Source organism: Leifsonia sp. 21MFCrub1.1, from assembly GCF_900107895.1.
GTDB lineage: Bacteria > Actinomycetota > Actinomycetes > Actinomycetales > Microbacteriaceae > Leifsonia > Leifsonia soli.
The window spans coordinates 647707-660252 of sequence record NZ_LT629867.1 but is presented as its reverse complement, the minus strand read 5'-3'; the positions used below and the strand labels follow the sequence as shown (position 1 = coordinate 660252).

11 protein-coding genes are annotated in these 12546 nt (G+C 70.6%); 5 read left to right on the top strand and 6 right to left on the bottom strand.

The genetic code is table 11. From position 1 onward, the window contains the following. Positions 1 to 158: 158 nt before the first annotated feature. The 5 genes from BLW09_RS02960 to kdpF are packed head-to-tail and all read right to left on the bottom strand — an operon-like array spanning position 159 to position 7285. On the bottom strand, positions 159 to 2699 hold the full coding sequence (locus tag BLW09_RS02960; RefSeq protein WP_089908262.1) for an ATP-binding protein: 2541 nt from the start codon (positions 2697 to 2699) through the stop codon (positions 159 to 161). A 12-nt stretch (positions 2700 to 2711) separates the two neighbouring features. Beyond that, entirely contained in the window at positions 2712 to 3335 is a 624-nt protein-coding gene (gene kdpC / locus BLW09_RS02955; protein WP_089908259.1) for a K(+)-transporting ATPase subunit C, read from the bottom strand. Positions 3336 to 3357: 22 nt separating this feature from the next. After that, the gene (gene kdpB, locus BLW09_RS02950) at positions 3358 to 5517 is read right to left on the bottom strand and encodes a potassium-transporting ATPase subunit KdpB (RefSeq protein ID WP_089908256.1); all 2160 of its coding nucleotides are present in this window, start codon (positions 5515 to 5517) and stop codon (positions 3358 to 3360) included. A gap of 2 nt (positions 5518 to 5519) precedes the next feature. Beyond that, positions 5520 to 7193: a potassium-transporting ATPase subunit KdpA gene (kdpA, locus tag BLW09_RS02945; protein ID WP_089908253.1), complete on the bottom strand. Its 1674-nt coding sequence runs from the start codon at positions 7191 to 7193 to the stop codon at positions 5520 to 5522. A 2-nt stretch (positions 7194 to 7195) separates the two neighbouring features. Then, on the bottom strand, positions 7196 to 7285 hold the full coding sequence (gene kdpF, locus BLW09_RS02940) for a K(+)-transporting ATPase subunit F (protein WP_081815236.1): 90 nt from the start codon (positions 7283 to 7285) through the stop codon (positions 7196 to 7198). Between the two features lie 381 nt (positions 7286 to 7666). Between kdpF and BLW09_RS02935 the strand changes: the two genes are divergently transcribed. The 5 genes from BLW09_RS02935 (at position 7667) to BLW09_RS02915 (ending at position 11704) form a co-directional block, all read left to right on the top strand. Further along, on the top strand, positions 7667 to 8227 hold the full coding sequence (locus BLW09_RS02935) for a hypothetical protein (protein WP_089908252.1): 561 nt from the start codon (positions 7667 to 7669) through the stop codon (positions 8225 to 8227). Positions 8228 to 8250: 23 nt separating this feature from the next. Beyond that, on the top strand, positions 8251 to 8769 hold the full coding sequence (locus tag BLW09_RS02930; protein ID WP_089916569.1) for a DUF6611 family protein: 519 nt from the start codon (positions 8251 to 8253) through the stop codon (positions 8767 to 8769). 62 nt (positions 8770 to 8831) lie between these two features. After that, positions 8832 to 9986, top strand: a complete 1155-nt coding sequence (locus BLW09_RS02925; RefSeq protein WP_089908249.1) for a cation:proton antiporter — start codon at positions 8832 to 8834, stop codon at positions 9984 to 9986. A gap of 91 nt (positions 9987 to 10077) precedes the next feature. Continuing rightward, positions 10078 to 10872 (top strand): oxidoreductase, encoded by a 795-nt coding sequence (locus BLW09_RS02920; RefSeq protein WP_089908246.1) that lies wholly within the window; start codon positions 10078 to 10080, stop codon positions 10870 to 10872. Positions 10873 to 10909: 37 nt separating this feature from the next. Continuing rightward, the gene (locus BLW09_RS02915; protein WP_231947029.1) at positions 10910 to 11704 is read left to right on the top strand and encodes an alpha/beta hydrolase; all 795 of its coding nucleotides are present in this window, start codon (positions 10910 to 10912) and stop codon (positions 11702 to 11704) included. Here the strand turns inward: BLW09_RS02915 and BLW09_RS02910 are convergent. Then, complete coding sequence (locus BLW09_RS02910) at positions 11701 to 12528, bottom strand: helix-turn-helix domain-containing protein (RefSeq protein ID WP_089908243.1); 828 nt, start codon at positions 12526 to 12528, stop codon at positions 11701 to 11703. The two genes, BLW09_RS02915 and BLW09_RS02910, sit on opposite strands and share 4 nt — an antisense overlap. Positions 12529 to 12546: the final 18 nt, after the last annotated feature.

Below are 12546 nucleotides of genomic sequence, written 5' to 3'. Positions count from 1 at the left end.
CCGTGTGCGTGGCTGACTCACTGTTGTCCGTCGGGCTGGTGCTTCGCCCGTGCCCGCGAATGACGATTCGTGTTGCATGCACCCACACTGCACACCGAGGGAAGGCGTGAACCGGGTCGAAAGTCACTCGGAACCCGATGGTTCCGACGATCCTCACGTCACGCGTGCTTCTCCGGGGCGGAGGCGGCGGAAGGATCGGCGGGATCCCGGGGCTCGCCGTCCTCGACCGGGAGAGAGACCACCATCGTGAGGCCGCCGGCCGGGGTGTCCTCCGCCGCGAGCGTTCCGCCCATGCCCTCGACGAAGCCCTTGGTCAGCGCCAGGCCGAGGCCGATGCCCGCGGTGTTGTCGGTGTCCCCCATCCGCTGGAACGGGTGGAAGATCTCCTCCTTGCGGTCGTCCGGCACCCCGGGGCCGTGGTCGGAGACGCGCAGCTCGATCCAGCCGGCGAAGGTGCTGGCGCTCAGGCGGGGCGGACGTCCCTCCGGCGAGTAGCGCAGCGAGTTGCTGAGCAGGTTGACGATCGCCCTGCGCAGGAGCACGGGGTCGGCGGTGACGGGCGGGAGCGAATCGGGGACGTCGATGGTGACCTCGCCCGGCTTCACCGCGAGCTCGTCGAGGACCGGTGGCAGCAGGTCCTCCAGGTCCACGGCCTGCAACGAGACTCCGAGCACACCCGCCTGGACGCGGCTGACATCGAGGAGATTCGTGAGGAGGTCGCCGAGGTCGCGGAGGCTGTCCTCCGCCGTGTCGAGCAGTTCCGTCTCGTCGCGGGCCGAGAGGCGGCTGCCGGCGGAGCGGAGGCCCGTCACCGCGGCGGTCGCGGCGGCCAGCGGGCGGCGCAGGTCATGGCCGACGGCCGCGAGCAGGGCGGTGCGGACGCGGTCGGTCGCCTCCAGCGGTCCCACCTCGCGCGCCGCCGTGCTGAGGTCCGCGTGCTCGAGGGCCGCCTCCAGCTGCGTGACGATGACCGAGAGCAGCCGCCGGTCCGCCGCCTGGAGGTCGTCGCCGAACAGCTCCAGCGTTCCGCGCTCCCCCACCGGAACGGAGGTCGGGAGGGTGTCCGCCGGGATGTCGCCGTCGGCGGACTGCACGGCGCCGTCGTCGGCCGTGAACCGCACAGCACGGAGTCCGAACGCCTCCCGCGTGCGCGACACCAGCGACTGAACGGCGTCCCCTCCGCGGATGACGCTTCCCGCGATGGTCACGAGAAGCTCGGATTCCGCGGCCGCCCGGGCGGCGCTGCGCGTCCGTCTGGCGGACTGGTCGACGACCACGCTCACTAGGACGGCGATGACGATGTAGAGGGCGAGCGCGATCAGGTGGGTGGGCCGGCCGATGGTGAGGGTGTTGTAGGGGCTGACGAACACGAAGTCGAGGGTCAGACCGGACAGCACCGCGGCGAACAGCGCCGGCCAGATGCCGCCGACCAGAGCGACGACCACCACGAGGAGCTGGTAGCTGAGGGCTTCGGCGGTCAGCGAGTCGTCGCTGCGGATGCGGGTGAGCGCCAGCGTCAGCGCCGGACCGGCGATCAGGGCGAGAGCGAGTCCGTAGAGCCGCCGTCGAACGCTCAGGGCGCCGGTGCGGCGGAACCGGGGGAGGTTGCGACCGCCCGCGGCTGCGTGCGAGACGATGTGGACATCGATGTCGCCGGACTCGCGGATCACGGTGGCGCCGACGCCGGAGCCGGTGAGGAACGCGGTGAGACGGTTGCGGCGCGACACCCCGATGACCAGCTGCGTCGCATTGCTCGCCTTGGCGAAGGCGACCAGGGCCTCCGGGATGTCCGTGCCGACGACCTGGTGGTAGCTTCCGCCGAGCTGTTCGACCAGCTTCCGCTGTGCGGCGAGTGCGGCTGGGTCGGTCTCGCGGAGTCCGTCCTGGCTGGCCACGTGCACGGCGAGGAGTTCGCCGCTCCCCGATCGTGCGGCCACCCGGGCGCCGCGGCGGAGGAGGGTCTCGCCCTCCGGACCGCCGGTGAGGGCGACGACGACGCGCTCCCGCGCCTCCCACTTCTCCTGGATGCCGTGCTCGGCACGGTACCGCTGGAGCGACTGGTCGACCTCATCGGCCAGCCAGACCAGTGTCAGTTCGCGCAGCGCCGTGAGGTTGCCGAGCCGGAAGTAGTTGGACAGGGCGGCGTCGATGCGGGCGGCGGGATACACCTGGCCGTCGGCGAGGCGGTCGCGCAGCGACTGCGGGGTGAGGTCGACGACCTCGATCTGATCCGCGCTGCGGACGATGGCGTCCGGGATGGTCTCGCGCTGCGGCACCCCGGTGATCTGTTCGACCACATCGTTGAGCGACTCGATGTGCTGGACGTTCACGGTGGAGATCACGTCGATCCCGGCCGCCAGGATCGCCTCGACGTCCTGCCAGCGCTTCGCGTTCGCCGAGCCCGGCGCGTTGGTGTGCGCGAGCTCGTCGACCAGGGCGATCGCCGGCTTGCGGTCGATCACGGCGGCGAGGTCCATCTCCGTGAGCGTGATGCCGCGATGCTCGACCGCTCTGCGCGGTATCAGTTCGAGGCCGTCGACGAGTGCTGCGGTGGCCTCGCGTTCGTGCGTCTCGACGACGGCGATGACGACGTCCTTGCCGAGGTCGTGCAGTCGATGCCCCTCTTCGAGCATCAGGTAGGTCTTGCCGACCCCGGGTGCTGCACCGAGCAGCACCCGGAGCCGGCCTCGAACCGCCATCCGGCCGTGTTCCTACTTGTTTCCGGCGGGGTCCATCGCGGCGAGCGCGATGTTCAGCTGCAGGACGTTGACCGTCGGCTCTCCGAGGTAGCCGAGATCGCGCTGCTGGACGTGGGCGTCCACCAGTGAGCGGACCGTGTCGGCGCTGATCCCCCTGGCCCTGGCCACGGCGTCCACCTGCAGGTAGGCGTAGGCGGGCGAGATGTGCGGGTCGAGTCCCGATCCGGAGGCCGTGAGCGCGTCTGCGGGGATGCGGCCCGCGTCCACGCCGTCGGTCTTCTCGATGGCCTGCTTGCGCTCCTCCACCGCCTTCAGCAGGTCGGGGTTGTTCGGCCCCAGATTGCTGCCGCTGGAGGCGCCGCCGTCGTAGCCGTCGCCGGCCGCGGACGGCCGGGACTGGAACCACTGCGGCAGGGATTTGCCCTTCTTGTCGGTGAAGGACTGGCCGATGAGGGCCGACCCGACGACCTTGCCCTGCGACGTGACCGCGGAGCCGTTGGACTGGTTCGGGAAGGCGAGCTGGCCGATCCCGGTGACGACGAGCGGGTAGGCGATCCCCAGCACGACGGTGAGGATGAGGAGGGCCCGCAGGCCCACCCAGTACTGGCGACCGGTTCCCCGTGCCGAAGCGTTCATGATGAGTTCCGTTCCTGGTTTCTCAGAGTCCGGGGATCAGGCTGACGAGCAGGTCGATCAGCTTGATTCCGATGAAGGGCGCGATGATGCCGCCGAGTCCGTAGATCAGCAGGTTGCTGCGCAGCAGCATCGACGCCGAGGTCGCCCGGTAGCGGACACCGCGCAGCGCGAGCGGGATCAGGATGACGATGATGATCGCGTTGAAGATCACCGCAGACAGGATCGCCGAGGACGGCGAGTGCAGCTGCATGATGTTGATCGCCTGCAACCCGGGGAAGACGCCGACGAACATCGCGGGGATGATCGCGAAGTACTTCGCCACATCGTTGGCGATCGAGAAGGTGGTCAGAGCGCCGCGGGTGATCAGCAGCTGCTTGCCGATGCGGACGATGTCGATCAGTTTCGTCGGGTCGGAGTCGAGGTCGACCATGTTGCCGGCCTCCTTCGCCGCCGAGGTCCCCGTGTTCATGGCCACCCCGACGTCGGCCTGGGCGAGCGCCGGGGCGTCATTGGTTCCATCGCCGGTCATCGCGACGAGGTTGCCGCCCTCCTGCTCCTTGCGGATCAGCGCGAGCTTGTCCTCCGGCGTCGCCTCGGCGAGGAAGTCGTCGACCCCGGCCTCCGCGGCGATCGCCTTCGCGGTGACGGGGTTGTCGCCGGTGATCATGACCGTCCGGATGCCCATCCGGCGCATGTCGGCGAACCGCTCGGTCAGGCCGGTCTTCACGATGTCCTTCAGGTAGATGACGCCGAGGATCGTCGCCTCGCCCGAGGCCGACTTCCTGGCGACGGCCAGCGGGGTGCCGCCGACCTCGGAGATGCGCAGGACCTTCTCGTCGAGGTCGCTGAGGACGGACGACGGCACGCGGGCCGACTCCTCCGCCCAGGCGACCACCATGGACGCGGCGCCCTTGCGGATCTGCGATCCGTCGGCGAAGTCGACGCCGCTCATCCGGGTCTGGGCCGTGAACGGCACGACCTCCCCGGCGAGCTCGCCATCGTGCGTGTAGCCGAGCTGCGCGGCGAGCGCGACCACCGAGGAGCCCTCGGGGGTCGGGTCGCTCAGCGAGGCGAGAGCAGCGGCCTCGACCAGCGCGGCGGAGTCGACGCCCTCCAGTGCGGTGAACTCCGCGGCCTGGCGGTTGCCGTAGGTGATGGTCCCGGTCTTGTCGAGAAGCAGCGTCGTCACGTCTCCTGCGGCCTCGACGGCACGTCCGGACATGGCGAGCACGTTGTGCTGCACCAGCCGGTCCATGCCGGCGATGCCGATCGCAGAGAGCAGCGCGCCGATCGTGGTCGGGATCAGGCACACCAGCAGCGCGACGAGCACGGTGACGCTCGGAGCCGCGTTCGCGAAGCCGGCCGTCGGGCCGAGGACGAGCACGACCACCACGAAGATGATCGTCAGGGCCGCGAGCAGGATGTTCAGGGCGATCTCGTTGGGGGTCTTCTGCCGGGCGGCGCCCTCCACCAGTTTGATCATCCGGTCGACGAAGGTCTCACCGGGCTTGCTGGTGATCGCGACCACGATGCGGTCGGAGAGCACCCGGGTGCCGCCGGTGACGGCGCTGCGGTCGCCGCCGGATTCGCGGACCACCGGGGCGGACTCGCCCGTGATGGCCGATTCGTCCACCGAGGCGATGCCCCAGATGATGTCGCCGTCCCCCGGGATGAGCTCCCCGGCGGAGACGATGACGACATCGCCCAGTGTGAGGTCGGCCGAGGCGACCTGGGTGACCGTCGCGTGGGTCGCGGCCGCATCGTTCCTGCCGTCGTAGCCGGTCACCCGGTTGGCGACCGTCGTCGTGCGCGTCTTGCGCAGGCTCGCCGCCTGCGCCTTCCCGCGGCCTTCGGCCACCGACTCGGCGAGGGTGGCGAAGAGCACGGTCAGCCACAGCCAGATGGCGATCGCCCAGGTGAAGGCCACGGTCGTGACCGTTCCGCCGGACTTCTGCGGACCGAGGAACGGCTCGGCGATCGCCAGAACGGTCGTGAGCGCCGCGCCGACCTCGACGATGAACATGACCGGGTTGTGCCACATGTCCCGCGGGTCGAGCTTGCGGAACGCGCCGGGGAGGCCGGCGATGAGCTGGCGGGCGTTGAAGGCGCCCTTCGGGGCCTTGTCGCCCTGATCGTGGTGCTGCTGTCCGCGGGGTTCCGCGGTGTCGGTGAGAGTGGACATGGTCAGTGAAGCCCTTCCGCCAGGGGACCCAGCGCGAGAACGGGGAAGTAGGTGAGCGCGGCGACGATGATCACGACGCCGACGACGAGGGAGACGAACAGCGGGCGGTGCGTCGGCAGGGTTCCCGACGTCGCGGGGACCTTGTCCTGCGCCGCGAGCGAGCCGGCCAGCGCGAGCACGAACACGATCGGAAGGAACCGGCCGAGGAACATCGCGGTCCCCAGGGCCGCGTTGAGCCACGGCGTGTTCGCGGTCAGACCGGCGAACGCGGAACCGTTGTTGTTCGCTGCGGACGTGAAGGCGTACAGGACCTCGGAGAAGCCGTGCTGGCCGGGGTTCCAGATCGAGACCTTTTCGATGTTGTCCCTGATCGCCGGGATCGCGAAGCTGAGCCCCGTCCCGACGAGCACCAGTGTCGGTGTCATCAGGATGTAGAGGCCGGCGAGCTTGATCTCCCGTGCGCCGATCTTCTTGCCCAGGTACTCGGGGGTCCGGCCGACCATCAGCCCGGCCAGGAACACCGAGACGATCGCGACGACCAGGATGCCGTACAGACCGGCTCCGATACCACCGGGCGCGACCTCACCGGTCATCATGTTGAGCATCGTCATCATGCCGCCCAGCGGCGTGTAGCTGTCGTGCATCGAGTCGACGGCGCCGGTCGAGGTGAGGGTGCTTGTCGTCCCGAACAGTGTGGAGCCGAGGATCCCGAACCGCTGCTCCTTGCCTTCGAGCGCACCGCCGGCGGCCTGAGTGGCCGTGCCGCCGCCCTGCAGCTCGAAGAGGGTCAGCGCCACCAGCGAGACGACGAAGATCGTCGCCATCGCGCCGAGGATCGCGTACCCCTGGCGGTTGTCGCCGACCATCCGGCCGAACGTGCGCGGCAGCGAGAACGGGATCAGCAGCATCAGGTAGATCTCGATGAGGTTCGTCCACGCCGTCGGGTTCTCGAACGGATGCGCGGAGTTCACGTTGAAGAACCCGCCGCCGTTGTTGCCGAGGAGCTTGATGGCCTCCTGCGACGCGACGGGGCCGCCGGGGATGGTCGCCGTGCCGCCCGTGATGGTGCTCACGGTGGTGAACCCGTTGAAGTTCTGGATCGCTCCGCCGACGATCAGGATGATCGCGAACACGAGCGACAGCGGCAGCAGGATGCGGAACGTGGCGCGGGTCAGGTCGACCCAGAAGTTGCCGATCGTGCCGGAGCGGTGCGCGGCGAACCCGCGCACCAGCGCGATGGCGACGGCGATGCCGACGGCCGCCGACAGGAAGTTCTGCACCGCGAGACCCGCGATCTGCACCGTGTAGCCGAGGGTCACCTCGGGCGAGTACGACTGCCAGTTCGTGTTGGTCACGAACGAGATCGCCGTGTTGAAGGACAGTCCCTCGGGAACGGGCGGAAGGCCGAGAGAGTACGGCAGCACCGCCTGCGCGCGCTGGAGGACGTAGAGCAGCAGGACACCGAGGACGGAGAACGCCAGGACGCTGCGCAGATACACCGGCCAGTTCTGCTCCACCCGGGAGTCGACCCCGATGATCCGGTAGAAGCCGCGCTCGACGCGCAGATCCTTCCGCGAGGTGAAGGTCGCGGCCATGTAGTCGCCCAGGGGACGGTAGGACAGCCCGAGCAGGAGGACGAGCGTGGCGAGCATCGCCACGAAGAGCCAGAACGTCATCTCTAGAACTTCTCCGGCTTCAGGAGGGCGTACACCAGGTACGCGATCGAAGCGACGGCCAACGCCGCCGCCAGCAGGTTGAAGAAGATCACAGCTTCTCCACCCCTCTGCCGACCAGGGCGACGATCGCGCCGAGCGCGATGATCCCCACGACGCAAATCAGGTCCAACACGGGAATGTCTCCATCCGGGTATCGGCACCTCGTCCTGACGACGAGGCGTCGGGTCCCGGCGCTCTGCCGGAACCAATCACCCATACAACGGCAGGGGGAGCGCGCGAATCCGGGTCCTAACGCGATCCATACGGGCTCGGCCGAAGTCCTAACGGCTTTCCCCCGGGCGAGCCGCGGCGCGCATTCGCGAAGCGTTAGTTTCCCGGGCCGGGGCGTTGAGGTTCCGTTAGGAGCGCCCCGCGACGCGCTCGGGCGGCGTAGAACCGTCGCTTGTGATCATCTTCCGCAGTGCAGGTGCCTCATGACCCTGACCCACATCCTCCCCACCCTCCGCGCCTCCGTGCCCGACCCTTTCGGCCGCGACCTCTGGCCGGAGTTCACCACCGCATCCGTCGACGACGTCACCGTCGCCGGCGTCTCCCTCACCTGCCTGGCCGGATGGTGCGGCACGCCCTGCGTCCACACCGCGGCGGCCGTGATCCCTGGGACCGGAGGGATGCCGTCCCTCACCGACATCGCCTCGGTCGTCGTCACCCGGGTCATCCAGATCAACACGGCGTCCGACGGAGTGCTCGACGTCTGGATCGATGCGCGCCTCGCCGGCGCCGACATCGAGATCGGCGAACTCCGGATGATCGGACGCGTCTCGACCGCGGGCGACGCGCGCGCACGCATCCACTCGGCGGGGGAGGCCGCCGGACCCCGCCCGGTCGAGGCGGTGGTCTCCGATCTCCGTGTCGGAGACCTGCTCGTCCTCCCCTGCCGCGGCGCCGCCCTGCTGCGGGAGGTCGACCCCCGTCGCCGGCATCGCCCGGAGCACCAGGACGCCGCCCCCTGGACGTCGGCGGTGTGCGGACGGTGATCGCGACGCAGAACGGAGGACCGATGAAGGAGACGGTTCGGCGCCTGCTCGAAGGCCGTGCCCTGTGGGGGACCCTCGACGTCTCCCCCGCGACGCGGGGCATCTGGCAGCAGGTGCGGCTCACGGTGTACCCGCCCGGGACCACGCCCGGTCAGCGTCGCCTGCTCCATCTCGGCCGCAGCTGGCCGTCCGGCGGAGCGGCGCTGTGCCTCGTCGTCCTCGTCTTCCTCGGCGACCAGGGGCCCGTGGTGAGCGTGGCGGCGGCAGCGACGATGTACCTCGCCGGCCTCGTCGTCACCGCGCGGCTCACCCGCGACCTGCGCGCACGATGCCGCCGGATCGCGGTGGCCTCCGAGCTCGTCGCCGGCGAGGTCCGCGAGTTCGGCGATGTCCCCCTCCTCCGCGCCGCGGCCACGCGTCTCCTGGAGCTCGAAGCGCGACGCCGGTCCGGTCTGGTCGACCCCGTCCGCTACGAGGCGGAGTGGAGCGAGGTGTACGACGCGCTGCCGGCCGCGGACGTATCGTCGCTCGAACGTCGCTGAGGGGCGACGCCGCGGGATGACCGCGGGGACGCGGCCCGCACGCCGTTGCTAGCATCGACGCCATGACTCCCGCGTCGCTGGCGCTCATCGTCGCGGTCGGGCTGCTCGGGCCGCTGCTCTCCGCGCGGAACGTGTGGCACGTCCCCGTGGTGGTCGGCGAGCTGGCGGGCGGAATCCTCATCGGCGACACCGGGCTGCGGCTGATCGACCCGCGCGCCCCGGACCTGCAGCTGCTCGCCAACATCGGATTCGGCCTCACGATGGTCGTCGTCGGCTCGCAGATCCCCGTGCGGGACCCGCGGCTCCGGTCGCGCACCGGAGCGCTCGGCGTTGCGGGCGCCGCGGTCGCCGGAGCAGCCTCCGCGGTGCTCGGGGTCGCCCTCGCCGGCGCGTTCGGCACCGGGCACGCCGCGGTCTACGGGATCGTCCTGGCGTCGTCCTCTGCGGCCGTCGTGCTGCCGATGCTCACCTCGCTCGGCCTCGCCATGGGGAATCTGGGCCAGCTGGTCACGCAGATCGCGGTCGCCGACGTCGTCTGCGTGATCGCCCTCCCCTTCGCCGTCGCCCCGGCGCACGCGGGCAGCGCCGCGATCGGCGCGCTCGTCATCGCCGTCGCCTCCGTCGCGCTGGTTGCCGTGCTCACCTGGCTGGGGCGGTCCGGCCTGCGGCGGCGGGCGCACGCCTACTCGGAGCGCCGCAGGTTCGCGCTGGAGCTGCGCCTGAGCCTGCTCGTGCTGTTCGTGTTCGCGGCCATCGCCCAGCTGGCGCAGCTGTCGATCATGCTGGCCGGCTTCGCGCTGGGGCTCGTCCTCGCCGCCGTCGGCGAGCCGCACCGCCTGGCCCGGCAGCTGTTCGGGATGACGGAGGGCTTCTTCGGACCGCTGTTCTTCGTCTGGCTGGGCGCATCCCTCGACATCCGCGGGCTGGGCGGGCACCCCGCCATGGTGCTGCTCGGGCTGGCGCTCGGCGCGGGCGCGGTGATCGCGCACAGCGCCTCCCGAGCGGTCGGCCTGCCGTTGACGCAGGCGGTGGCCTCCGCCGGGCAGCTCGGCGTGCCGGTCGCCGCGGTGGCCCTCGGCGTGCAGACGGCGACCCTCCTCCCCGGCGAGGGGCCGGCGATCCTGGTCGGCGCGCTCCTGACCGTCGCGGCGGCGGCCCTCGCGCTCGGCAGACTCGCCGGGCGCGCGTCCGCCGGAACGGTGCGGGCGCCGCGCTGACCCCGGAGGCACGCCTGCAGGACTGGGTGCCGGACTACCAGGAGAACGGCGACCATGCGCCGCCGCGCGCTCTCCCCGTAGCGTCACGCCCATGGACCTGCATCTGACCGACAGACTCGCCGTCGTCACGGGCGCGAGCTCGGGTATCGGCCTGGCGATCACGCGGGCGTTCCTCGACGAGGGGGCGAGGGTGGTCACCGGGTCGCGCACGGTCTCCCCCGAGCTGGCGGCGCTCGTCGACACCGGCCGCGTCGACGCGGTCGTCGTCGACCTGTCCACCCCCGACGGGCCCGCCGAGCTGGTGAGGCGCGCAGAAGCCCAGGGCGGCGCGGACATCCTGGTCAACAACGTCGGTGCGCTGACGCCGCGGACGGAGGGCTTCCTGGCGGTCGGCGACGACGAGTGGATGCGGACCTTCCAGCTCAGCTTCTTCGCCGCCGTGCGCGCGATCCGCGCGGTGATCCCGGGGATGCAGGCGCGCGGCGGCGGCAATGTCGTGACCATCGGATCGGTCAACGCCTTCCTGCCGGATCCCTTCATCGTCGACTACTCCGCAGCGAAGGCCGCCGTCTGGAACCTCTCGAAGGCGCTGTCGAAGGAGTACGGGCCGGACGGCATCCGCTTCAACACCATCAGCCCCGGGCCGGTGTCGACGCCCCTGTGGCTGGGCGAGCACGGGGTCGCCGCGACGGTCGCCGCAGCGCAGGGCACCGACTTCGAGACCGCGAAACGCGACGTGGTCGCCGCGCAGGGCGGCTTCAGCACCGGACGCTTCACCGAGCCGTCCGAGGTGGCGGACCTCGTCCTGCTGCTCTCGAGCGACCGCGCCGGCAACACCACCGGCGCCGACTTCCTGATCGACGGCGGGCTCGTGAAGACGCTCTGACCCCGCCGACCCCGAACGACGAATCGAAGGAGCCGCCATGCCCGCTCAGCCCGTGATGTTCATCCACGGCCTCTGGATCCACTCGTCCGCCTGGCAGCCCTGGCAGGACCTGTTCACCGAGGCCGGATACGAGACGGTCGCCCCCGGCTGGCCGGGCGATCTCGCGACCGTCGAGGAGACCAGGGCCGACCCGTCCGGCCTCGACGACGTCGGGATCGAGGCGATCTGCCGACACTATGCCGGCCTCATCGATGCGATGCCGGCGAAGCCCGTCCTGGTCGGGCACTCTTTCGGCGGACTCATCGCGCAGGAGCTGCTGGCCAACGGATACGGCGTCGCCGCGGTCGCGATCGATCCCGCGCCGATCAAGGGCGTCAACATCCTGCCGTTCTCGCAATTGCGTTCGGCCTTTCCGGTGCTGGGCAACCCGGCGAACAGGAAGCGCACGGTCGCCCTCACCGCCAAGCAGTTCCGCTACGCGTTCGGGAACGCGATCCCCGAAGCCGAATCGGACGCCCTTCATGACGCGTGGACGATCCCCGGGCCGGGTCGCCCGCTGTTCGAGGATGCGACGGCGAACTTCGTGAAGGGGTCGCCCGCCACCGTCGACACCCATGTCGCCGACCGGGGACCGCTGCTCTTGATCACCGGGACGGAGGACCACACCGTTCCGCGGTCGGTGACCGCAGCGGTGGCGAAGCTCTACGCAGGCGGTCCCGCGGTCACGGACTTCCAGGAGTTCGAGGGACGCGGCCATTCCCTCACCATGGACTCCGGGTGGCGCGATGTCGCCGACGCTGCGCTCGCGTGGATGAAGGAGAAAGGCTTCTAGCCCGCGACGCCGGACACGACGACCTCCAGCCGGGCGAGCGCCTCCTCGGAGGCGCTGCCGCGCTCGGCGTGGTAGACGACGATGACGGGGTGGTCGCTCCCCGCGAAGCACAGACGTTCGAAGGCGAGCTCGATGGGGCCGACCACTGGATGCGACAGCAGGTTCACTCCGCTCGCCGCAGCCCCCACGTCGTGCCTCCCCCAGAGCTCGGCGAACCGGCTGCTCCCCTCCATCAGGCCGGCGACGAGGTCGGGCAGGCGCGGATCCAGCGGGGGCGTCGCCGCCTGCGCCCGCAGGTAGGAGACGAGCCGCACGGTCATCTCCTCCCAGTTGACGTAGAGGGCGCGCAGGCGCGGGTCGAGGAACGCCGCCTCGACGAGGTTCACGCCGGGACGGAACGACGGCGACAGCGCTCCCGCCAGGGGATTGGCGCCGATCACGTCGAGGATCCGGTCGTGCACGATGGCGGGAGTCGACAGTGCGGCGATGAATGCGGCCAGGCGGTCCGCGCCCTCCGGCGTCTGCTCCGCTTCGTATCCGCGATCGGGCAGCGGCCGCACCAGCCGGTGGAGGAACTCCTCGGAGGCGGGGGCGAGCAGCAGCGCACGGGCGATGGCGGTGACCACCTGGGTCGACGGGTGACGTTCGCGACCCTGCTCCAGGCGCAGGTAGTACTCCGAGCTGATCCCGGCGAGCGCCGCGACCTCCTCCCGGCGGAGCCCGGAGACAAGGCGCCGGCGGCCGTCCTCGGGCAGGCCGACGTCCTCCGGCCGCACCGATTCGCGCCGAGCACGCAGGTAATCGCCGAGGGCGTTGTCCGCCATGAGTGGATGCTAGCCGTT